At 33.8% G+C, this 23,274-nt stretch carries 18 protein-coding genes; 2 read left to right on the forward strand and 16 right to left on the reverse strand.

What is annotated here, in order from left to right; translation table 11 throughout:
- Nucleotides 1–342 precede the first annotated feature (342 nt).
- From yihA to carA, 9 genes are all read right to left on the reverse strand, one after another.
- Nucleotides 343–936, reverse strand: coding sequence for a ribosome biogenesis GTP-binding protein YihA/YsxC (gene yihA / locus CLORY_RS14335; protein ID WP_079425646.1), 594 nt, complete (start codon nt 934–936; stop codon nt 343–345).
- Nucleotides 926–3,259, reverse strand: coding sequence for an endopeptidase La (lon, locus tag CLORY_RS14340; RefSeq protein WP_079425648.1), 2,334 nt, complete (start codon nt 3,257–3,259; stop codon nt 926–928). Before lon ends, yihA begins: the two co-directional genes overlap by 11 nt.
- 315 nt (nt 3,260–3,574) lie before the next feature.
- The gene (gene lonB / locus CLORY_RS14345; RefSeq protein ID WP_079425649.1) at nt 3,575–5,257 is read right to left on the reverse strand and encodes an ATP-dependent protease LonB; all 1,683 of its coding nucleotides are present in this window, start codon (nt 5,255–5,257) and stop codon (nt 3,575–3,577) included.
- A 166-nt stretch (nt 5,258–5,423) separates the two neighbouring features.
- Nucleotides 5,424–6,713, reverse strand: a complete 1,290-nt coding sequence (clpX, locus tag CLORY_RS14350) for an ATP-dependent Clp protease ATP-binding subunit ClpX (RefSeq protein ID WP_079425651.1) — start codon at nt 6,711–6,713, stop codon at nt 5,424–5,426.
- Nucleotides 6,714–6,829: 116 nt separating this feature from the next.
- Nucleotides 6,830–7,423 carry an ATP-dependent Clp endopeptidase proteolytic subunit ClpP gene (clpP, locus tag CLORY_RS14355; RefSeq protein ID WP_079425653.1) on the reverse strand — a complete coding sequence of 198 codons (594 nt, stop codon included), beginning with the start codon at nt 7,421–7,423 and terminating at the stop codon, nt 6,830–6,832.
- Between the two features lie 132 nt (nt 7,424–7,555).
- The gene (gene tig / locus CLORY_RS14360) at nt 7,556–8,848 is read right to left on the reverse strand and encodes a trigger factor (RefSeq protein WP_079425656.1); all 1,293 of its coding nucleotides are present in this window, start codon (nt 8,846–8,848) and stop codon (nt 7,556–7,558) included.
- Between the two features lie 105 nt (nt 8,849–8,953).
- Complete coding sequence (locus tag CLORY_RS14365) at nt 8,954–9,757, reverse strand: hypothetical protein (protein WP_079425658.1); 804 nt, start codon at nt 9,755–9,757, stop codon at nt 8,954–8,956.
- A gap of 608 nt (nt 9,758–10,365) precedes the next feature.
- Nucleotides 10,366–13,557, reverse strand: a complete 3,192-nt coding sequence (gene carB / locus CLORY_RS14370) for a carbamoyl-phosphate synthase (glutamine-hydrolyzing) large subunit (RefSeq protein WP_079425660.1) — start codon at nt 13,555–13,557, stop codon at nt 10,366–10,368.
- 26 nt (nt 13,558–13,583) lie between these two features.
- Nucleotides 13,584–14,654 carry a glutamine-hydrolyzing carbamoyl-phosphate synthase small subunit gene (gene carA, locus CLORY_RS14375; RefSeq protein WP_079425662.1) on the reverse strand — a complete coding sequence of 357 codons (1,071 nt, stop codon included), beginning with the start codon at nt 14,652–14,654 and terminating at the stop codon, nt 13,584–13,586.
- A gap of 172 nt (nt 14,655–14,826) precedes the next feature.
- Between carA and CLORY_RS14380 the strand changes: the two genes are divergently transcribed.
- Nucleotides 14,827–15,411, forward strand: coding sequence for a GNAT family N-acetyltransferase (locus tag CLORY_RS14380; RefSeq protein WP_079425664.1), 585 nt, complete (start codon nt 14,827–14,829; stop codon nt 15,409–15,411).
- Between the two features lie 320 nt (nt 15,412–15,731).
- On the opposite strand, the gene CLORY_RS14385 is transcribed toward CLORY_RS14380, so the two are convergent.
- Genes CLORY_RS14385 through pyrB form a run of 6 tightly spaced genes read right to left on the reverse strand, consistent with a single transcriptional unit; the run spans nt 15,732 to nt 20,934 of the window.
- Nucleotides 15,732–16,634, reverse strand: a complete 903-nt coding sequence (locus CLORY_RS14385; RefSeq protein WP_079425666.1) for a dihydroorotate dehydrogenase — start codon at nt 16,632–16,634, stop codon at nt 15,732–15,734.
- A gap of 10 nt (nt 16,635–16,644) precedes the next feature.
- On the reverse strand, nt 16,645–17,382 hold the full coding sequence (locus CLORY_RS14390) for a dihydroorotate dehydrogenase electron transfer subunit (RefSeq protein WP_079425668.1): 738 nt from the start codon (nt 17,380–17,382) through the stop codon (nt 16,645–16,647).
- A gap of 31 nt (nt 17,383–17,413) precedes the next feature.
- Complete coding sequence (pyrF, locus tag CLORY_RS14395) at nt 17,414–18,289, reverse strand: orotidine-5'-phosphate decarboxylase (protein ID WP_079425671.1); 876 nt, start codon at nt 18,287–18,289, stop codon at nt 17,414–17,416.
- Between the two features lie 22 nt (nt 18,290–18,311).
- Nucleotides 18,312–19,508 carry a dihydroorotase gene (locus CLORY_RS14400; protein WP_079425673.1) on the reverse strand — a complete coding sequence of 399 codons (1,197 nt, stop codon included), beginning with the start codon at nt 19,506–19,508 and terminating at the stop codon, nt 18,312–18,314.
- A gap of 58 nt (nt 19,509–19,566) precedes the next feature.
- The gene (locus CLORY_RS14405; protein WP_079425675.1) at nt 19,567–19,998 is read right to left on the reverse strand and encodes an aspartate carbamoyltransferase regulatory subunit; all 432 of its coding nucleotides are present in this window, start codon (nt 19,996–19,998) and stop codon (nt 19,567–19,569) included.
- A 12-nt stretch (nt 19,999–20,010) separates the two neighbouring features.
- A complete protein-coding gene (gene pyrB, locus CLORY_RS14410) occupies nt 20,011–20,934 on the reverse strand; it encodes an aspartate carbamoyltransferase (protein ID WP_079425677.1) in 924 nt (307 codons plus the stop codon).
- 805 nt (nt 20,935–21,739) lie between these two features.
- On the opposite strand from pyrB, the gene CLORY_RS14415 reads away from it, so the two are divergent.
- Nucleotides 21,740–22,723, forward strand: a complete 984-nt coding sequence (locus CLORY_RS14415) for an IS1595 family transposase (protein ID WP_079425680.1) — start codon at nt 21,740–21,742, stop codon at nt 22,721–22,723.
- Nucleotides 22,724–23,045: 322 nt separating this feature from the next.
- Here the strand turns inward: CLORY_RS14415 and CLORY_RS14420 are convergent, their stop codons facing one another.
- The gene (locus CLORY_RS14420; RefSeq protein ID WP_079425682.1) at nt 23,046–23,258 is read right to left on the reverse strand and encodes a DUF3006 domain-containing protein; all 213 of its coding nucleotides are present in this window, start codon (nt 23,256–23,258) and stop codon (nt 23,046–23,048) included.
- Nucleotides 23,259–23,274: the final 16 nt, after the last annotated feature.

Raw genomic sequence — 23,274 nt, forward strand, 5'->3', positions numbered from 1 at the left:
ACTCCAATATTTATTTTTAAAATCCTGATACTTATCTACTAATATTTCTTTTACTGTTATTTTCTTATCTACCATAATACCTATATTTTACACACTTATCCACAACCTTGCAATTACATAGTTTCCTATAGAATAAAAAATGGTTACACCCTATGTCGGCTAGCTTCACTGCATCACTGTAACAGCATGTACAAATCACCAACATTATTATGAAACATATCATATGCATTATATATGCTAACTAACCTTCTGCATAGTTTTACTTATTCAGCTTCACCAGCAGTACTTCAAACAAAAAAACAACGAGGCAGAAATCTAAAATTTCTGCCTCGTTTTCATAAACTATTCTACTGTTTCTAATACATCGTCAAATAAATTATCAACTAGTTTTTCTCTATCAACTCTAGTGGTTGAAGAAAAGAAATATAATTCCTCTTTGTCAATTTTAAGAGTCTCTCTAATGATTGACTCGTTTTTCCTTAGCTCATTCTTGGTAAGTTTATCAATCTTAGTAGCAACTACAGTTACATTATATCCATAATGTCGTATCCAATTCAGCATTAATATATCGTCCTCAGTAGGTTTATGTCTGCTATCTACCAAGAGAACAACCTTTTTAAGATTCTCCCTTTGTGTAAGGTATTCTTCTATTATTTCTCCCCACTTTTTTCTTTCGACCTTCGAAACTTTAGCATATCCGTAACCAGGAAGGTCGACAAGATAAAATTCATTATTGATTAAAAAGAAATTTATTAACCTAGTCTTTCCTGGTGTGTTTCCAACCTTAGCCAGGTTCTTTCTCATCGTAAGAGCATTTATTATAGAAGATTTACCTACATTAGATCTACCTACAAATGCAATTTCGGGTCGATTGTCTATAGGATACTGAGTACGCTTTACCGCAGAAGTAATAAATTCACACTGCTTAATTAACATTATTAGTATCCTCCAAGAGTGCATTCTTCAGTACAAAATCTATATCAGATGCAAATAAAAACTTAAGTTTTTCCTTTATTGCCTCCGGTATTTTTTCAACATCCCTCTTATTATCCTTAGGAACTATTACAGTGTCAATGCCAACCCTATGTGCTGCTAAACATTTTTCTTTCAAACCGCCTATAGGAAGTACTCTGCCAGTTAACGTAATCTCCCCTGTCATAGCTACATTATGTTTAACCTTTTTTCCTGAAAGAGCCGATACAAGTGCTGTTACCATTGTAACGCCGGCAGATGGTCCATCTTTAGGTACAGCTCCTTCAGGTGCATGAATATGTATATCCTTGTTCTTATAAAACTCATTGTCTATACCATATTCATAAGCGTGAGCTCTTACATAGCTAAATGCAGCTCTAGCGGATTCCTGCATCACATCTCCGAGTTGTCCTGTAAGTTCAAGTTTCCCGTTACCATCCATTATAGAAGCCTCAACAGGTAAAGTATCTCCACCATACGCTGTCCATGCCATTCCTGTAACTACACCTACTTTATCGTCTTTATCTATTTTATCGTAAGTGTATATTTCACTTCCAAGATATTTCTTAACTAAGTTTGCAGTTATACTGCAAGTTTTTTTATCATTTTCTAACATGTCAGTAAGGGCTTTTCTTATTACTGAGCCAATTCTTCTTTCCAAACTTCTAACTCCAGATTCTCTAGTATAACTATCAATAATTAACTTTATGCCTGAATCTGTAAATTTGATTGATTTATCATTTATTCCATTTTCCTTAAGTTGTTTTGGAACAAGATGATTTTTAGCTATGTGAAGTTTTTCTTCATAAGTATATCCTGATACCTCAATTATTTCCATTCTGTCAAGAAGTGGTCTAGGTATAGTATCCAAGGTGTTAGCAGTTGTTATGAACATAACATTGGACAAATCCATTTCTAACTCTAGATAATGATCCCTAAACGTGCTATTTTGCTCCGCATCTAAAACTTCTAACAATGCATCGGCAGGATCTCCTCTAAAATCATTACTCATTTTATCTATTTCATCTAGAAGGAATAATGGATTCTTAGATTTTGCCTGTTTCATACCGTATATTATTCTGCCAGGTATAGCTCCTACATATGTTTTTCTATGTCCTCTTATTTCAGCTTCATCTCTCAATCCACCTAATGACATTCTGACAAAATTTCTATTCAATGCTTTAGCTACTGAACGTGCAATTGAAGTTTTTCCGACCCCTGGAGGTCCTACTAAACATAGAATAGGTCCTTTAAGTGACTCATTCATCTTTTTAACTGCAAGATATTCTACAATTCTGTCCTTTACATCTTTTAACCCATAATGTTCATCATCTAATATCTTTCTTGCCTTCTTTATATCATAGTTATCTTCTGTCTGATTATTCCAAGGCAAATCTATAATCCAATCCAAATAAGTTTTTATAACATTACCTTCAGCAGAATACCCTCCTGTACCTTTTAATCTCTCTAGCTCATAAAGTGCCTTTTCTTTAACGTATTTAGGCAGCTTTGCTTTATTAATCCTACTTTTATATCTATTTACTTCTTTTTTGTCTTCGTCGTCTTCTCCAAGCTCTTCCTGTATAGCCTTCAATTGTTCTCTTAAATAGTAGTCCTTTTGCACTTTGTCAATTTTGTTTTTAACACGCACGCCTATCTTTTTCTCTATTTTTAATATTTCTATCTCATTTTTCATTAATATCAATAATTTATCAAGTCGTTTATCTATTTCATAAGCCTCTAATAACTCCTGCTTTTTATCTTGTCTAAGCACAAGATAAGAAGACACTATATCTGCTAATCTTCCTGGACTTTCTATATCATCTAAAGTAAGCAATATATCTGCAGGCATAGTACCAGTAAGTTTTATGTATTCGTCAAAACTGTCTTTGACTGTTCTTATCAGCGCCTCACATTTTTTATTTGGGATACTATCAACTTCATCAATGATTTCTACGTTTACTTTATAAAAAGGATCCTGCTGTATATAGCTACTTAGTTTTGCTCTCTTAACTCCTTCTACCAATACTCTTACTGTATCTCCTGGCAATTTTAATAATTGCTTTATATTGCATACAGTTCCTATTGTAAATATATCTTCTGGTTCTGGTTCTTCCATCCTTGCATCTTTTTGAGTAACTAAATATATTTCCTGTCCATTTAACATAGCTTCCTCTAAAGCTAAAATGGATTTCTGTCTTCCAACATCAAAGTGTAGAACCATATAAGGAAATATAGTTATCCCTCTCAATGGAATAAGTGGAAGTTCCTTAAACTCTTTTTCCATTCTTAACCCTCACTTTCATTTCGTCATAAATTCTAAGTGCATATCAGATAGCTAGTAAGCTTAACAAATTGAAATACGAATTTTCAACCTATAAATATTTAGTCGCTATATTTTTTCTATGTGTTATTAGCTGTTAAACTATACATACTATCTAAAATAAATATTATTCATCATAGCCAATTATCCACTGCTCATAAATTAATATCCAAGATTGGCTGTCTATAACTATTTAATATTAAATTTATTAGTTAGTCAATAGTATAAATTAAACATTGTATATATATATCCGAATTTATTCATATAAGATTAATCAATCTATGCTGTTTCACCTTTAGACGCAATTACTGATACTTCATCTTCATTATTATCTGATGAATTGTCAGTCAAACTCTTTCTTAGAAAAACTTCATCAATTAGTTGATCTATGTTACTTACTGTCACTATTTCTATGTCACTAATATTGCTAAAACTATCTTGCCAATTTTCCGAAGGAATTATAATCTTTTTTACACCTGCTTGCTTTGCTGCCTTAATTTTAATTGGTACTCCACCAACCGGTTTTACATAACCCTGAAGTGATACCTCGCCAGTCATAGCTAATACATTGCTTACTTCTAACTTCATTATAGCACTATATACCGAACAAAGTATCGCTGTACCTGCGGAAGGTCCATCTACCGGCACACTTTCAGCGAAATTAATATGTATATCATACTTATCACAATCAATATTCAATCTATTTTTTAACACCGTAAGTACATTTTGTACAGAGCATAGAGCAGTGCTTTTTCTTCTTATTTTTTTATTATTTACTTCTATGGTCTCTTCTTCTATAATTCCTGTAATCTTAACGGATCCTTTACCAAATTTTCGAATTACAGCAGAAGCTTCAATTTCTAATATAGTGCCATTATCTCCATCTATTACCGCTACACCATTTACATAGCCTACTAGAGGATTTTCCCTTATACTCTTTTCATATCTTGGAATGTATCTTCCTACATCTAATACCCACTTTATGTCCTCTGCATTTAGTTCATATCGTTTATCCTGCAATGCTACACCTGTGGCCAGTTGAACTAAGTTTATTGCTTCCCTTGCATTACTACAGTACATACCAATAAGCTTACATGCATCCTTAGTAATATTTCTTCCTATCTTGAGAACAGCTTTTTCTGCTATTTCACAGATCTCGCTGCTATTTAAAGCTGTAAAGAAAATTTCTACACATCTGCTTCTTATAGCAGGTGATATTTCCTCTGGTCTTCTAGTGGTGGCTCCAATTAGTCTAAAATCAGCAGGCAGACCATTTTCAAATATATCTTTTATATAGGTTGGTATATTGCTGTCATCTGAATTATAATATGCGCTGTCTAAAAATACTTTCCTATCTTCCAATACCTTAAGCAATTTATTTAACTCTATTGGATGTAATTCACCAATCTCATCCAAAAATAGGATTCCGCCATGGGCTTTGGTTACAGCTCCTGGTCTTGGCTGAGGTACTCCTGCCACTCCAAGGGCACCCGCTCCTTGATATATAGGATCATGTACTGAACCAATAAGAGGATCTGCTATTCCTCTATCATCAAATCTTAGTGTTGTAGCATCAATTTCAACAAATTTGGCATTTCTGCCAAATGGGGAATCGTTTTGAAATTTAGTATATTCTAGTACAAGTCTCGCTGCTGCAGTTTTACCAACTCCTGGAGGGCCATATATTATTACATGTTGAGGATTACTTCCGCACAATGCTGCCTTTAATGCTTTAATACCATCCTCCTGACCTATTATCTCGCTAAAATCATTAGGTCTGCTCAATTCTGAAAGTGGTTTCGTAAGTTTAACCTCTCTCATTTTTTTTAGCTTCTCCATTTCCTTTTTATTATCTCCAGTAATTAAGCTCCTACTATTCTGTTGTGTTTTCAATGCATTCCAAAAATATAAACCTATAACAATAGTAAAAAAAAGTTGAATAACCATAACTAAACTTGCCATAATTTTAATAAGGAATAATCAAAATTATTCCTTTCCTCCATTCTTTAGATATCATCTCTATTCTTAACCAATTTAGTTAGTGGTATTCAGTCCAATTTATTTTTTGAAAAAAAAGATTTGCCATAAAGTTGTTACAAATGGCAAATCTTTTCATGCTTATTTGTTTTTAAGCCGTTTCTATACCTTTTCTATTCTTAGACTTTTTAGACTTCATTGGAAGCCTCTTTTGTCCTTCAGTTATAATCAATTCCGGTGTCTTTGATACCAGTGTATCCTTATTTATTACAACTTTAACTATCTCTTCATTTGAAGGTATATCAAACATTATACCATTCATCATTTCCTCTATTATGGCTCTAAGTCCTCTTGCTCCTGTGTTCCTCTTAAGAGCTTCATCAGCGATAGCTTCTAACGCCTCAGGCAGAAATTCGAGTTCCACGTCATCCATCTCAAATAATTTCTTGTACTGTTTAACTAAAGCATTTTTAGGTTCTTGAAGAATATTAACCAATGCTCCTCTATCCAACGCATCAAGTGTTACAACTATAGGTAATCTTCCTACAAACTCTGGTATAAGACCAAATTTTAGTAAATCGCCAGGCATAACTTCCTTGAGTAGTTTTCCAATATCTTTCTCATTTTTAGATTGAATGCTTGCTCCAAAACCCATAGAACTAACTCTTGTTCTTTTCTCAATGATCTTATCTATTCCATCAAAAGCACCGCCGCAGATAAATAGTATATTAGTAGTATTTATCTGAATAAACTCTTGATGAGGATGCTTTCTGCCTCCTTGAGGAGGTACAGAAGCTACTGTGCCTTCAAGTATTTTCAAAAGTGCTTGTTGAACTCCTTCACCAGATACATCTCTAGTGATGGATGGATTTTCTGATTTTCTAGCTATCTTATCAATTTCATCAATATAGATTATACCCTTTTCGGCTCTCTCTATATCATAGTCTGCATTTTGAATCAACTTAAGCAATATATTCTCTACATCTTCACCTACATAACCTGCTTCTGTAAGTGTAGTAGCATCTGCTATTGCAAAAGGAACATTTAAAAACTTAGCTAAGGTTTGTGCTAGCAAAGTTTTTCCTACTCCTGTAGGACCTAAAAGTAAAATATTACTTTTCTGCAGTTCTACTTCAGAATCATTAAGATTGCTATTTATCCTTTTGTAGTGATTGTATACAGCTACAGCTAGAGACCTTTTAGCTCTATCTTGGCCGATTACATACTGATCTAAGTAATTTTTTATATCTAAAGGTTTAGGCAGCGTATTCACATCCAACTGAACATTATCCTCAAATTCGTCAGCTATAATCTCAGAACAAAGTTCTATACATTCATCACAAATATACACACCTGGTCCTGCTATTAACCTTCTCACCTGATCTTGACTCTTTCCACAAAAGGAACATTTAAGTTGCTTTTTATCATCATATTTTACCATCATTACACCTCGCTAAGGGTTTGTTTAACCAATAACCTGCAATAAATACTGTAAACAACAGTACTATTAAATTCCCATAACTACACTTAACCCAATATATAATATTGACAATTGTACTATATTTTATGCTTTTCTATAACTTCATCAATAAGGCCATATTCCTTAGCCTCTTCTGCACTTAAGAAATGGTCTCTTTCAACATCCTTCTCCACTTTTTCCAATGGCTGACCAGATCTTTCACTCATGATTTTGTTCAATTTCTTCTTTATGCTGATTATTCTTTTAGCATGAATATCTATATCTGTAGCTTGACCTTGGAAACCTCCAAGAGGCTGGTGAATCATTATTTCACTATTAGGAAGAGCAAACCTCTTTCCTTTAGCGCCTGCAGTAAGCAGGAATGCTCCCATAGAAGCTGCCATTCCTATGCATATAGTACTTACATCACATTTTACATACTGCATAGTATCATATATAGCCATTCCGGAAGTTATAGATCCTCCTGGGCTATTTATGTAAAGATATATATCTTTATCTGGGTCTTCACTTTCCAAAAATAGTAATTGTGCTACTACAAGACTAGCAGTTACATCATTAACTTCTTCACTTAGCATAATTATTCTGTCTTTAAGCAGTCTCGAATAGATATCGTAAGATCTTTCACCCCTATTAGTTTGTTCAACAACAACAGGTACTAAACTATTTCTCATGAAATTCCCTCCTCATACAATCATTTCATATAAAATATCTTTATTTAGTATATGCAAATTGATTTATTTTGACTTAATTTTGTAAAAGTAATTGCCAGAAAATATATCTCTGGCAAATATCTTATCTCAATATTAAGCAACTATTTTAGAATTGTCAACTAACAATTTTATTACTTTTTCGTTAACAACATCGTTTTTGATGTATTCACCTTGAACTTTAAGTAATAAATCCACTGTTTTCTCTATGTCCTTTTCTCCATACTGTTTTGCCAATTCTTCTGCTTTTGCTTTAACTTCTGCTTCTTCTGCAGTTATTTCTTCCTTCTTAGCTATTTCAGCAATAACTAAATCAGTCTTTATTTTCTTTTCTGCTGATTCCTTCATATAGTCTCTCATGCCTGCTTCTGTTGTATTAGTATATTTATAATATGAAGGCAAGTCTATTCCCTGATACTTAAGTCTCATTTCAAGATCCTTAAGCATGTTATCAATTTCCTTTTCAACCATAACATCAGGAATATCAATTTTAGCGTTATCACAAACAGCATTTATAACACTTTCTTCAAGTTCTCTCTTTTCTTTTGCTTCATTTGCTTCCTGCATTTTGGCTTTGATGTCTGCCTTTAATTCTTCAAGCGTATCAAATTCTGAAGTATCTTTTGCAAATTCATCATCTAGTTTAGGAAGTTCCTTAACTTTTATTTCATTTACAGTAACTTCAAACTTAGCAGCTTTACCGTTAAGATCTTCTCTTCCATAGTTTTCAGGGAAAGTAACATTAACTTCCTTTGTTTCTCCCTTTGCCACTCCTATAAGCTGATCCTCAAATGTATCAATAAAGCTTCCTGATCCTATTTCAAGAGAATAATCTTTTCCTTCTCCGCCTTCAAATGCTTTTTCATCAACATATCCTTTGAAATCTATAACTGCAATGTTTCCTTTTTCTACAGTTCCTTCAGCTTTTGTTTCAATCCTTGCATTCTTTTCCTGTGAAGCCTTAAGTTGATTAAGTACATCCTCGTCAGTAACAGGATATTCGATTTTTTTAACTTCTATGTTCTTATATTCTCCAAGTTCAACTTCTGGCATAATAGTTACAGTTGCTGTATATATTAAATCCTTATTTTCTCCAATTTCCACTATGTCTAATTGTGGATAATCTACTGGCACTATATTATTGTCTGCAAGTGCCTGTGGATATGTTTCATCACAGCATATATTAACGGCATCTTCGTAGAAAACACCTTCTCCATACATCTTTTTAACAATGTTCATTGGAGCTTTGCCCTTTCTAAAACCAGGTATGTTAAACTTCTTAACATTTTTAACATAAGCCTTTTTCAAAGCTTCATTAAATTTTGAAGCTTCAACTGTTATTTCAAGCTTTACGGTATTTTTTTCGATTTTGTCACACTTAACGTTCATCGCATTTCCTCCTAAATTAAATACAACCTTTTTCATTCTACACAAGTAACTAAATCATTATAACACATTTCGAAATTTTATTTCAAATAGATTTTCAAATTTTATTTACTTTACTATTGTTCCTTTAGAGCTGATATATTCTTCGTTTCCATCTACAGTCATTTCAAGTCCCTTCTTCGTCAATTTTCCAAAGGTTATTTTATTTCCCTGAACCATAGGAATCCTTACATGACTATTAGTTTTTATATCTACAGTATATACATATTGAGTAGTTCTAAACCATGGCATTTGGGTTACATAGGCTACCTTACCATCACTTATAAATCTAGGATTAGAATGCCAGATAAAATTAGGCTTCATTGAAAGGTAAGAATCCTTTACAATAACACTTCCTCTTGTACTTATATATTTATCTTTAGTTATAGCAGTAACTTTTCCAGTAAGATCTACAACGTACATATTCTGTTTATCATCTAATATGACAGCTTCATCAGCACTTTTACTTATATTAAAACTGATTTTATCACTACCTCCAGACACAACTGAACTAATTTTTTTAGTTTCTCCATTATCGATACAATCTACTTTTACAGTCTTGCCATCGGGAAATTTAACATTAATTGTGCTTTTATTCTCTGTAGGTTTCTGCTCCTCTTCTTTTTTGTTTTCTGCGTCTTTTTGAGTTTCATCACTCTTTGTTTTCTTTGTATTTGTGTTGGTATCATTAACATACTGCTTCTGATTGTTAGTTAATTTATCAGCATTAACCTTAAGCCAATTTTGCACATATGCCCTCGTTAACATCACTAATATGCCTATAACTAGAACTATTATCGTGATGATCTGTAACCTTTTCCTATTTTTCATTTTTCTATCATAATCTTTACTAAATATGCTTGGCTTGCTCAAGTTCACTTCCTCCTAACAGACTAACGTACACTTACTTATATAACGTTCCCACAATTTCCATAATATATTATATCATTTAATAAAAATAAATACAGTATGCATGAAAAGTAATAACCTAAAAAATTAATTTTTTTCGCAGAAACATATACATTTTTTCCCACAAGCAATTACATCAACGCATAAAATAACTGATACAATAAGACTTGCATCAGTTACTAATCTATTCTTAAATTATATACGTACAACTTGTGAAATGTGAGTCATTAAAATATCAGAAGTAAACTTGCTAAATAAAATGCGAACCAAAGTAAGAGAAAAGTGTAAAGAGAAAAGAGAAAAGTGAAGGTTAAAATTCAGCCATGCTGAATTTTGATTGTATAGATAATACTAATTATTTTAATAGTCCTTTTGTAATACTAGGTATAGTCTTAGTTTTTAAAAAGTTATCTCAGATAATCAGATTTAAATTCTCAGAAATTCTGCACAGCAGAATTTCTTCCTTCACTTTTCTCTCTACTCTTTTCTCTTTACTCTTAACTCTCATACCTATTTAATGCGCTTTCTTTAAACTATTCCGTCTACAGCATTTAGTTCGCAATATATTTAGTTTATTCTGCTAGGTACCAGCTCAAATCATTATATTCAATAATCTCTTTACTCCTCTTTACGTTTATCGCTCTTATGAATATTTTAAATGTATCTATACAAGTAAATGTAGGTATTCTGTGTTCTGCCGCTTTTCTTCTTAAATTAAAGCCTTCACTTCCTATACCGTTACCCCTCGTTGGAGTATTAAACACCATGTTAATCTTTCCCTGTGCAATATATTTACATGCTTCATCAAAATCTAGTTTTGTGCATTCAATATTACTTTTAACAAAATATTCATAAGTTCCTGCAGATGCATAAATTTTATAGCCTAAATTCAAATATTCCTTTATAACCTCGCTGCCTTCCTGCTTATCAACATCTTTTAAAGATACATAAATGCTTCCTTCTGTAAATATTTTTATTCCCGATGCCTTAAAAGCTTTATAGATAGCCTTATCTAAATCTTTATCTATTCCAAGTACTTCTCCTGTAGATTTCATTTCAGGCCCTAAATAAGTATCGGCATCTGTAAGTTTTTCGCCGGAGAATATAGGTGCTTTAACAGCGTAAAAATTATTGTTCTTTTTAAGTCCTGTACCATAACCAAGTTCCTTAAGTTTTTTACCAAGCATCAGTTCAACAGCTATGTCCACCATCGGAGTATCTGTAACCTTACTTAGTATAGGCACAGTTCTAGAAGCTCTAGGGTTTACTTCAATAACATAGACATCCTTTCCGTCATAAACATACTGTATATTTACAAGTCCAACAACACTAAGAGCCTGTGATATTTTCAGAGTATATTCTTTAAGTTTTTCTACAACCTGTTCGCTTAATGTTATATATGGATATACCGTAATGCTATCTCCTGAATGTACTCCTGTTCTCTCTATATGCTCCATTATCCCCGGCATAAGTATATCCTCACCGTCGCTTATAGCGTCTACCTCTATTTCAGTACCTCTTATATATTTGTCCATAAGAATTGTATGACCATTTTTAAGACTCAATGCTTCCTTCATATAGGTTTCTAACCCCTTATTATCATACACTACCTCCATAGCTCTCCCGCCTATTACATAAGACGGTCTTACTACCACTGGATAACCAAGCACAGCAGCTTGATCCTTAGCATTTTCTACACTATATACTGCTATACCTCTAGGCCCTGGTATCTGAAGTTCTTCTAACAGCTCCCTGAATTTTTCTCTATCCTCAGCCAGATCAATAGCATTGAAACCAGTTCCTAATATCTTAACTCCTCGCTTGTATAATTTTTCAGACAAATTAAGTGCCGTTTGACCTCCAAATTGTACAATTACTCCTTCAGGCTTTTCCTTTTCTATTATATTCATAACATCATCAATATACAGCGGCTCAAAATAAAGCTTATCAGAAGTATCAAAGTCTGTACTCACAGTTTCAGGGTTATTGTTAATTATAACAGACTCATAGCCTAATTTTTTAATTCCCCATACACCATGAACGCAGCAATAATCAAACTCTATTCCCTGTCCTATCCTTATTGGGCCTGAACCTATAACTACAATTTTTTTATTTGGAGAAACTACTGATTCATCTTCAGTTTCATAGCAGGAATAGTAGTAAGGAGTCTTTGCTTCGAATTCACCACTGCAGGTATCAACCATCTTATATACAGGATACATATTTTCTTTTTCCCTGATATCCTTTAAAAGCCCCTCCGTCAGGTCTGTCAACTCACATATCTCGCCGTCCGTAAAGCCCATCATCTGAGCCTTGAAAATTGTTTCTCTATCCTTTGGATTTTCTTTTAAACTATTTTCCATATCAACTATAGTTTTAATTCCATTAATAAACCATGGATCTATCTTAGTTATATGAAATAATTCCTGTTCACTGACTCCTCGTCTCAACCCTTCTGCTATAGCAAATATTCGTTCATCATCCTGAAGTTTTATTTTTTCAATTAACTGTTGTTCCTTAAGCTCCGAAAGTTCGTTGGATCTTAATCCTTTAGGCATACCTTCTACTGAACTTACTGCCTTTAAAAGAGCACTTTCAAAGGTACGGCTTATAGCCATAACCTCTCCAGTAGCTTTCATTTGAGTTCCCAAGGTTCTTTCAGAACCCCTGAATTTATCAAATGGCCACTTGGGTATCTTTACAACAACATAATCCAAAGTTGGCTCAAAGCAAGCACTGGAAACTTGAGTTACGGAATTTTTAAGTTCATCAAGGCTATAACCTATAGCTATTTTGGCTGCAATTTTTGCTATAGGGTAACCTGTAGCTTTCGATGCAAGGGCACTTGAACGACTTACCCTTGGATTAACCTCTATAACTATATATTTACTGCTGTTAGGATCAAGTGCAAACTGAACGTTACAGCCTCCCTGAATTTTGAGGCTTCTTATTATATCTATAGAAGCCTTTCTAAGCATCTGATATTCCTTATCGCGCAGTGTCTGGGATGGTGCAACAACTATGCTGTCTCCTGTATGAACTCCAACAGGATCAATGTTTTCCATATTGCATATTATAATACAGTTGTCCTTGCCGTCCCTTACAACTTCATACTCCAGCTCTTTCCATCCTGCAACGCTCTGTTCAAGCAATATCTGTCCTATTGGACTCATCTCAATTCCTCTAGAACAAATTTCTATAAGCTCCTCCATGTTTTCAGCAATTCCACCACCTGTACCACCTAATGTATAAGCTGGTCTTATTATTACCGGAAACCCGTACTCATTCACAAAATCTGTACATTGTTTAAGTTCAGTAGCTATAATACTCATAGGCACAGGTTGATTTATTTGAAGCATTAGTTCCTTAAAGGCTTCTCTATCTTCGGCCTTCTTTATAGATTCACTGTTTATACCAAGAAGTTTTACATTATATTTCTTTAGTATTCCCTGCTGTTCTAAGTCTATAGCAAGATTCAAGGCAGTTTGTCCTCCAAATCCTGCAAGAACGCCATCTGGTTTCTCCTTTTTTATTATCTCTTCAATGCTATCCACAGCTAAAGGTTCTATATATACCTTATCTGCAATATCCATATCGGTCATTATCGTAGCTGGGTTGCTGTTTATTAATACTGTCTCTATTCCTTCTTCTCTAATAGCTTTGCAGGCCTGAGTACCAGAATAATCAAATTCAGCTGCCTGACCTATAATTATTGGACCTGAACCTATGATTATAACCTTCTTTAACGTTTTGTCTAATGGCATAAAAAAATTACCCCCTCATTTTATGTCTATACTGATTTAGAAAGTGAAATAAACTTATCAAACAAATAATCTGTATCAGTAGGTCCTGCCGCTCCCTCTGGATGAAATTGTACTGAAAATACAGGCAGCTCTTTATGTCTTATCCCCTCAACAGTATCATCATTAAGATTCCTATGAGTTACTATTATTCCTTTATCTTCAAGTCCTTCAGGTTTAACTGCATAACCATGATTCTGTGAGGTTATATAAGCTCTATCTTTTTCAATATCGTATATTCCGTGATTGCCGCCCCTATGACCAAACTTCATCTTATAGGTATCTCCCCCTAATGCAAGTGCAAGAATCTGATGTCCAAGACATATTCCAAAAGTAGGTACTAAATTGATAATTTTCTTTGTGAATTCTATTCCAGAAGTAACCGTTTGGGGATCTCCAGGGCCATTACTGAGCAAAACTCCATCTGGCTTTATTTCCATTACCTGTTCTAGATTTGTATTATAAGGAAATATAGTCACAGCACAGCCCCTTTTTCTAAGGTTTCTTATTATATTGTTCTTAACTCCGAAATCCATAACTGCGATTTTAGGTCCGTCACCTGGAATATGAAGTATACCTTTTGTACTTACTTCGTCCATATAAAAATCAGTTTTGTCTTTTTCTCTCTCTATTATCTGTTTTATATCATTCTCACTAATCTCTTCATTTGCTATAACACATTTAAGAGCTCCGCCTGTCCTAATTTTTCTCGTGATGCTTCTTGTATCTAAATCGCATACTCCGACTACTCCCATTTTCTTTAACATTTCATCAATACTATCTTCACTTAAATAGTTTGAGGGATTATTGCAAGCCCTCTTTACTATAAATCCTCTGGCATACACATCTGAAGACTCTTTTTCAAAACTATTTACACCGTAATTTCCTATGAGCGGATAAGTCATAGTTATTACCTGTCCAGCATAAGACGGATCAGTTAATATCTCCTCATAGCCTGTGATTGATGTATTAAAAACCAGTTCTCCACTGGAAACTCCTCTTTTGCCAAAACCTTTGCCCTTATAAATCGTTCCATCCTCCAGATAAATAATACCGTCCATTATCGCACCTCTTTCAAAGCATTGAATATTTATTCACTTTTAGCTTATATTTATACATAACATTATCATATATATGCCTAAAAGTCAATATGGCTAAGGTGTTTGTTCTTTACATAATGAGAAATTAAATATAAAATTTAAACTATAAACATAAAGATAGGCGGGATTAATCATGAACAATAGCAAAAACTTAAGACTTGCAACTTTAGATGACTGTACAGAAATACTGAATATATATGCTCCTTTTATTACAGATACTGTTATAACTTTTGAATACGATGTGCCTACTGTTGAAGAATTTAAAGACAGGATGAGAAACATTCAAGCAAAATACCCATGGCTTGTATATGAAGTCGATGGAAAGATTGCCGGATACGCCTATGCTTCCCCATTTCATGTGCGTGCAGCTTATGACTGGTCCGTGAACTTTTCAATATACATAAAACCAGAATATCACGGAAGGCATATTGGCCGTACTTTATATAAAGCTTTGATTGAAATACTTAAACTACAAGGATATTGCAATGCATATTCATTAATAACAATGCCAAATGATAAAAGTGAAGGGATACATAAAAACTTTGGTTTTACAACGATGGGACTATGCAAGGATGTTGGATATAAATTCGGACAATGGCATGACGTTAAATGGTATGAATTGCAGATGCAGCCGCACCCAGAAAAACCGGAAACTCCAAAACTTATTGAAGAGATTGTTGATACTTATGAATTTAAAAAGATAATGACAGGTCAGTAAAAAAGGAAATGTTGTGGCACTACGGAGATTGATCCGTTCATTAAGCACTTGTAGCACAAATTTTATGCACTAACTTCAAAATATATTACTGTTTCTTTTTAACTTCTTCGTAAACATGCTGTACCGTTTTTTTATTTAGCAACCACCTTTTTTCCTATTTAGTGGTGTATCTTGATATTAATTAAAAGTTATCCACAATTGGCAAAATAAATAAATTCTCAAAGAGAATCAAAATTGATTCATAGGAATTCAGTGCAGCTGAATTCCTACCTTCACTTTTCTCTTTTCTCTCTACTCTTTACTCTTCAGCATTCCTAATTCTAAATTATTGCTGCTCCTCTTATCTCGTTTATGTCCCTTATTCCTTCTCTGTCCATAAACTCTTGCATCTCGTTTATGATGTCCATGCATATGTCAGGCTTAATAAAGTTTGCTGTTCCAACCTGTACTGCAGAAGCACCTGCCATAATAAACTCTAGTGCATCAGTTCCATTCATGATTCCGCCAAGTCCAATTACAGGCACATCTACCGCCTTACATACTTCATATACCATTCTTAAAGCAACTGGCTTAACCGCAGGCCCTGAAAATCCTGCAAATATATTTCCAAACACAGGCTTTCTTTTTCTAACATCTATAGCCATTCCTTTTAATGTATTAATCAGAGACAACCCATCAGCTCCTGCCTTAACACATTGCTCTGCCATATCAACTATATCCTCTGCGTTTGGAGAAAGCTTAACTATAAGAGGTTTCTTACAGCTTTTTCTTACTTCACTTACTATCTCATAAGCAGTTTCACCTTTAATACCAAAAGCCATTCCTCCGCATTTTACATTGGGACATGATATATTAAGTTCAATCATTTGCACAGCTTCAGAGTTAAATCTCTCAACAGCTTCTACATAATCTTTTATTTCTGATCCGCCCACATTAGCTATAATGGCTGTATTAAGCTGTTTCATATGAGGAAGTTCATTCTTTATAAAGGCTTCCACACCTGGATTCTGAAGGCCCACGCTGTTTAACATTCCGCCCCTAGTCTCTACAACTCTTATGCCGTCATTTCCTTCTTTCCTATTTAACGTCAATCCCTTTGTACATATACCACCAAGCTTTGATACATCGAAAAAGTCCGCATACTCTCTCCCAAAGCCAAAGGTTCCTGATGCCGCTATAACAGGATTTTTAAGTTCTACTCCGCAAATATTTACTTTAATCATACAGCTCACCTCAATCTATAACTATTTCGTCGCCGTCAAACACCGGACCGTCTTTGCAGGTTCTCTTATTTCCGCCCTTAGTCTTGCAAGTACATACAAGACATGCACCTATTCCGCAGGCCATATGTTTCTCCATTGAGACGTAAATCTTAGTTCCAGCTTTTCTGCACATATCCACTACCTTAAACATCATTATCTCAGGTCCGCAGCAAAGAACTGTATCATATTTTTCTGCGTCAAAAATTTCTGTAACATATCCTTTGTGTCCAACTTTTCCGCTCTCCACAGCAAGATTTATTTCATTTACATATTCCTTCATATCATCAACAAGATATACATCTTCTCTAAAACCTGCATATAAATCAGGTTTATTTTTTAGGTGTTTACTAAGCTCAAGCATTGGAGCTATACCTATTCCACCGCATACAAGAGCAACTTTACCCTTAGCACTTTCTATATCAAAACCATTTCCCAACGCTCCCATAACCTCAATTGTATCTCCTGTTTCAAGTGCAGCAAGAAATTCCGTTCCTTTTCCAACTTTGGCATATATAAATACAAGCTCATTTTCCTTTACTTCTGCTATGCTTATTGGTCTCCATAATATCGGTTCACTTTTCCAGGCTCTAAGCATGAAAAATTGCCCTGGTCTCACACCAATAAACTTGTCATTCTCTACACGCAGCTTATATATTCCATTGCTTATTTGCTCATTAGTCAATACACGAGCCTTTTCACATTGTGCCATATAAAATTACCTCCATATATAATGTATATCTTTATGCATTAAGCTTCTTAACTGCTGCTGCTATTTCATCTCTCATTCTTACTGTCTCAGCTGCTGCGCACTCATCAAAATGCTTCTCACCGTTTTCCTGCTTTCTATATGCAAGAAGTATTCCCCTTGAAGAATTTACAACTCCGCCGTTTCCATCCTTTAAATATAAAGCTACATCCTCAGCTTTACCGCCCTGAGCTCCATAACCAGGTATAAGGAAGAACATCTTTGCAAGTCTTTTTCTAAGCTCTAAGCCCTCTTCAACATGAGTACAACCCATTACTCCGCCTATAGAACTGTAGCCGCAGTTTCCCATATGCTTTTCTCCCATTACATAAAGTTTATCTGCAACCTCATCGTATATCATCTTTCCGTTTTCACTCTTTATGTACTGAATGTCTTCAGCACCTTTGTTGGAGGTTCTCACAAGAACGAATACTCCCTTTTCCTCGTTATCTATATATGGGAGATATGGTTCTATACTATCAAGTCCCATATACGGACTAAGTGTTACAAAATCGCTTTCGAAGTCTCCAGTAAAATGTGCTTTAGCGTACATCTCTGCAGTTTTAGCTATGTCTCCTCTTTTTATATCTGCAATTACAACAGCACCTTTCTCTCTAAGATACTTAAGAGTCTTTTTATATGCCATAAGCCCTGCAATACCATAAGCCTCATAGTAAGCTATCTGTACCTTAAAGCAGCCTGCTGCATCAAAAGTCGCATCTATGATTCTCTTATTAAAGTTAAATAATGCATCCTCTATGTTCTCAAAACTCTTTAAAAATTCAGCTGGCAGATAATCAAGTGATGTATCAAGTCCTACACATACAACTCCCTTTTTATCTACGCTCTCATATAATCTATCTATTATCATTAATTAACCCTCCGTTTTACTGTTATCGTCTATAAACAATCTTGCCTAATTTTATTGTATAGTCCACTCTTCCCTTAAGTGTCCATCCATTGAATGGTGAATTTTTACCTTTGGATTTAAACTCATTAACGTCAACTTTATATTCATCATCAAGATTAACAAGTACTAGATCGCCCTGATATCCTGGCTCAATCCTTCCTTTTTTAAGTTTCATAATATCCGCTGGTCCTTTAGACATAAGCTCCGATAATTTGCTTAGGCTTATTATGCTCTTATCCACTAACGTGCTGTAACAAATTCCAAAGGAAGTCTCTATTCCGCTTATTCCCGGAGCTCCCTTTTTCTTGTCTTCTTCACTGTGAGGCGCATGATCCGTAGCTATAGCGTCAACGTAACCCTTCTTGATTGCTTCTATCAGTGCGGCTACATCTTCTTTTTCTCTAGTAGGCGGATTAACTCTATACTTCGTTTCACTATCCAAAGCCAGATGATGCGGCATAACTTCACAGGTAACCTTAGCGCCTTTTTGTTTAGCTCTTACTATACATTCCATGGCCTCTTTTGTGCTGACATGTGCCATATGAAGTCTTGCTCCAATGCTCTCTGCTAAAGCAACATCTCTGAAGGTCATCATATTTTCTGCAAGTCTCATATCACTTGAGCTGAACTCCGGATCCTCCGCATGTGATATTATAGTTACATTCATTTTCTTTGCCTTGTTTAGAGCATCATACATTACTTTATCACTCTTTACTCCTTTTCCGTCATCAGAAAGGAATCTAACTATGCTTGTATCTATGTTATCTAAATGGCTTAAATCATCACCAGAAAATTCATTAGTTATGGACACACATTGATGTACCTCTATTAGTCCTACCTCTTTTGCCTTATTCAACACATAATTTACCGTATCCATGCTGCTGCATACAGGTTTTGTATTTGCCATAAGATTTACTGTTGTATATCCTCCGGCTGCCGCTGCTTTGCTTCCTGTTTCTATATCTTCTTTATAGGTAAGTCCGGGATCTCTAAAATGTACATGAAGATCTACAAACGCCGGCATAAGCACATAACCCTGAGCTTCTATTACTTCATCGGCTCCACCAATAATATTTGAATTTGTGCCTATTGTTTCTATAATCCCGTTATTTACATACACATCTCCAAGGAAATCACTGCTATAATCTACAATTCTTGCTCCTCTTATTAAAAGGCTCATTATTCTGTGCTCCTTTCTATAGATAAACCACACGCTATCGACCGCTGTTTATAATTATCTATATTTCTTCGAATCTTTCTATATCATCACAATATTCGCATCTATATTCCCTTTTTTCCTCATTTACCAGATGAAATATATGCGGTATATACTTTTCCACCGAAGTTACACATCTAGGATTCTTGCATTTAATAACATTCTTAACCTTCTCCGGAAGACTAAGCTTTATTTTATTTGTTATCACTTCGTTCTCTATTACATTTATTGTTATGTTAGGATCTATAAGGCCGAGTACTTTATAATCAAGGTGTATCTCATTTTCAATCTTTATTATATCTTTTTTCCCTATCTTATAGCTTGGAGCATTCATGATAAGAGCTACAGTAAATTCTGCGTCATCCAACTTAAGATATTTGAATATTTTTATTCCAAGGCCTGCACCAATATGATCAATAACAAGACCTTTCTTTATACTATTTATAGTAACCATTAATTTTACCCCCTATCTTACTCCAAGCTGCTTTGCCATCAATGCCATTCTCACATACATACCGTTTTTAGCCTGTTTGAAGTAATATGCTCTCGGATCATCATCAACTTCATAGGCTATTTCATTCACTCTTGGAAGTGGATGAAGAACAAACATATCTTTCTTTGCCAGCTTCATCTTTTCTGCATCCAATATATAGCTGTCTTTAAGTCTTATATAATCCTCTTCATTAAAGAATCTCTCTTTCTGCACTCTAGTCATGTACAAAATATCAAGCTTCTCCATTACATCTTCCAGCTTTTCAGCCTCTTCATACTGTATATTATTCTTTTCTAAAACTTCATTAATTATATATTCTGGAACCTTAAGTTCCTTTGGGGATATCATAACGAATTTTACATTTTCATATCTGGACATAGCTTTGATAAGAGAATGAACGGTTCTTCCGAATTTAAGATCTCCGCAAACTCCAATAGTAATATTTGATAGGCTTTTTCTGACTAATTTTATCGTAAACAAATCTGTAAGGGTCTGAGTTGGATGCTGATGCCCTCCGTCTCCTGCATTTATCACCGGTATATCAGAATACATGGCAGCGATTTTAGGAGCACCTTCTTTAGGATGTCTCATTGCTACAACATCTGCATAACAGGATACAACTCTTATTGTATCAGATATACTTTCACCTTTTGAAACAGAGCTGGAATTTGGTTCAGAAAATCCAATTACATTTCCACCAAGTCTAAGCATAGCAGCTTCAAAGCTGAATCTTGTTCTGGTACTTGGTTCATAAAATAGAGTAGCAAGTATTCTGCCTTTACAGATTTGAGAATACTCTTCTGGATTGTTTTTAATAAGATGAGCTAAATCAAAGATTTCGTCAAGTTCCTCTGTTGAAAAATCCATAGGGTCAATTAAACTTCTTCCTTTTAACACGTAATCCTCTCCTTCTTAACCTCTCTGGGCTAAATTTAAAGGTAAAGAGCCATATATTTAATGAAAGGATGCACACCTTAAGGTGATGTTCCTAGTTAAATAAAAAAGCCTTCCACAAAGGAAGGCATAGTTATCAAAATATAACAAGCACGTAACTATATGACTTCCTTACTGATCTCTCGGACCAATTTAAAGGTTCACACTTTCTAATCAATAATACCATAAGGCAAATATGGTGTCAATTTTTATTTTACTGATAAAAACGTTGTTATATATTATAATTTAATCTATAATAATATTTATGTAATTTAGATAAATTAATAAAATTAATAAGAGCTTTTTATTTATTAATTTGTAAATTAATTGTTCTATAAAGGAGGAGAAAATATGGATCCAATGACTATTATTGTCATAGTTATAATGGCTATTTTCGTAGCTGGAGGAATATATTTAAACATAGTTGCTTCCAAAACTGGTGATAAAAAAAACAATAAATAATCATATATTAGTTAAATAAGCATTTTACTAGTAGCTAAGACTGTTATAGATTGTAATTTGGTCTTTTCTGATTACAAATACTGTGACAGTCTTTTTATATGCGGTTATAATCTTATATAAAGATTACTCACCTTCCGTTTCACTAAAATGTTGGTAGAAGGAGGTGTGCACTTATTTTTTATTAGGCGTCTTCTTTGTTATACAAAAGTGTTGGTATAGATTGGGCGTATTTTATGTACAAGCTAAAAAATTTCTTTAGATGATTAAATTTCTTTTAGATGTCAATAATCTAAATGAGGTGACCTATATGAAGTTTTTATTACACAAATCATCTATTAAAATATCCAATGCGAAAAAAATACCTTCTATTCAATTAAATAATTTTTTTATAAACTTACTGAAGCATGAGCTTGATAAAACTATTGATATGTGTCCTCACTGCCATAGTACTAACATAATTAAGTATGGTCACTTTTCAGAAAATAAGCAGAGATATAGATGTAAGGATTGCAGAAGAACTTTTAACAAAGTAACAAATTCAATATTAAGTTATACCAAAAAAACTCTCAATGATTGGGTACAATATTTAAATTGTATGAACAATAAATTCACTATAAGAAAAAGCGCATTTCAACTTAAAATCAGCAGTACCACAGCCTTCTATTGGAGGCATAAAGTTCTCAAGGTACTTAATGATAACCTTCCTAATGCTTTAAGTGGTGTTATTGAAATTAAGACCACCTATATCAATGAAAGTTTTAAAGGTAAAAGATATCCAGATGGCAGGCGAAAAAATATTTGTATTGGGAAAAAAACTAATGATTTTAGCGATATAAAAGATCGTAGAGTATGTGTACTATGTTGTCATGATAATTTAGGAAACACTTTTGCCAAAACGTTGTGCAGAGGTTCAATAAATTATGCCAAGGTTTCAGAGACTTTAAAATACAAAATACCTAGCAACTGTGAAATATGTACTGATAATAATATGGCTTATGTTAGCTTTGCCAAAAAGAATAACCTTAGACTTCATAAAATTACATCTATCAATCAAATTATAGAAGGAAAATATCACATAAAAGATGCATATAATTTTAGTAATAAACTTAAAACATTAGTGTCAAAATGCAGAGGAGTATGCACAAGATATCTAAACTTTTATATATCTTGGACAAAATGGCTGTACAAAAGCAGTAAATATAATTCTATAAAGAATATCATCAATATATTAATGATAAATAAAGTAAACTTTATAAATAGAGATTTAAATAGTATAGGAGAACTTGGCTAGATTTGCAAAAGCTTGTACTAATCTTAGTTACCTAATAACAACACTTATGTGAAACATTGGCTTACAGCTTATTTATAGATGCTCTGTTCCTTCACTAAATATGTATTACAACTTTGCCAACTTATTTTTTCTTATCCCTTATAGACCAGAAAAATACAATAGCAAGTACTATCATTCCAAACACAGTATACACTACAAGTCTCTCATCTGTACTCATAATTGTGCCCCTTCCAGTATTGTTGAAACTCAAAATAGCTTTGTCTTAACAATAATTAATATTAGCTATGGAGCTTTGTTTTATTCATACAGTTAAAATAATATTCTATTTCCATATATCTTCGGATAGTTTTTTGATATATGTTTTACGCTTCTGAGTTTCTTTCAAATCTAAAATTATTTTATCTCCATTCTTTTTTAGCACATCGCCTTCTTTAGCTTCTTTGGGGATTCGTTTCAATTCAATATTTATCATTTTTCTGTTTTCATCTTCACAAACTGCATAATCGCCTTCAAACCTATCAATTATAAACACCATATAAAATTATTCCTCC

It is taken from the genome of Clostridium oryzae (assembly GCF_002029235.1).
Classification (GTDB): domain Bacteria; phylum Bacillota; class Clostridia; order Clostridiales; family Clostridiaceae; genus Clostridium_AE; species Clostridium_AE oryzae.

Excerpts from the sequence above, each read along its gene's own strand:
- yihA (WP_079425646.1), bottom strand. The coding sequence starts at position 936 with ATGTTAATTAAGCAGTGTGAATTTATTACTTCTGCGGTAAAGCGTACT.
- lon (WP_079425648.1), bottom strand. The coding sequence starts at position 3,259 with ATGGAAAAAGAGTTTAAGGAACTTCCACTTATTCCATTGAGAGGGATA.
- lonB (WP_079425649.1), bottom strand. The coding sequence starts at position 5,257 with ATGGCAAGTTTAGTTATGGTTATTCAACTTTTTTTTACTATTGTTATA.
- clpX (WP_079425651.1), bottom strand. The coding sequence starts at position 6,713 with ATGGTAAAATATGATGATAAAAAGCAACTTAAATGTTCCTTTTGTGGA.
- clpP (WP_079425653.1), bottom strand. The coding sequence starts at position 7,423 with ATGAGAAATAGTTTAGTACCTGTTGTTGTTGAACAAACTAATAGGGGT.
- tig (WP_079425656.1), bottom strand. The coding sequence starts at position 8,848 with ATGAACGTTAAGTGTGACAAAATCGAAAAAAATACCGTAAAGCTTGAA.
- carB (WP_079425660.1), bottom strand. The coding sequence starts at position 13,557 with ATGCCATTAGACAAAACGTTAAAGAAGGTTATAATCATAGGTTCAGGT.
- carA (WP_079425662.1), bottom strand. The coding sequence starts at position 14,654 with ATGGACGGTATTATTTATCTGGAGGATGGAACGATTTATAAGGGCAAA.
- CLORY_RS14380 (WP_079425664.1), top strand. The coding sequence starts at position 14,827 with ATGAACAATAGCAAAAACTTAAGACTTGCAACTTTAGATGACTGTACA.
- CLORY_RS14385 (WP_079425666.1), bottom strand. The coding sequence starts at position 16,634 with ATGATTAAAGTAAATATTTGCGGAGTAGAACTTAAAAATCCTGTTATA.
- CLORY_RS14390 (WP_079425668.1), bottom strand. The coding sequence starts at position 17,382 with ATGGCACAATGTGAAAAGGCTCGTGTATTGACTAATGAGCAAATAAGC.
- pyrF (WP_079425671.1), bottom strand. The coding sequence starts at position 18,289 with ATGATAATAGATAGATTATATGAGAGCGTAGATAAAAAGGGAGTTGTA.
- CLORY_RS14400 (WP_079425673.1), bottom strand. The coding sequence starts at position 19,508 with ATGAGCCTTTTAATAAGAGGAGCAAGAATTGTAGATTATAGCAGTGAT.
- CLORY_RS14405 (WP_079425675.1), bottom strand. The coding sequence starts at position 19,998 with ATGGTTACTATAAATAGTATAAAGAAAGGTCTTGTTATTGATCATATT.
- CLORY_RS14415 (WP_079425680.1), top strand. The coding sequence starts at position 21,740 with ATGAAGTTTTTATTACACAAATCATCTATTAAAATATCCAATGCGAAA.
- CLORY_RS14420 (WP_079425682.1), bottom strand. The coding sequence starts at position 23,258 with ATGGTGTTTATAATTGATAGGTTTGAAGGCGATTATGCAGTTTGTGAA.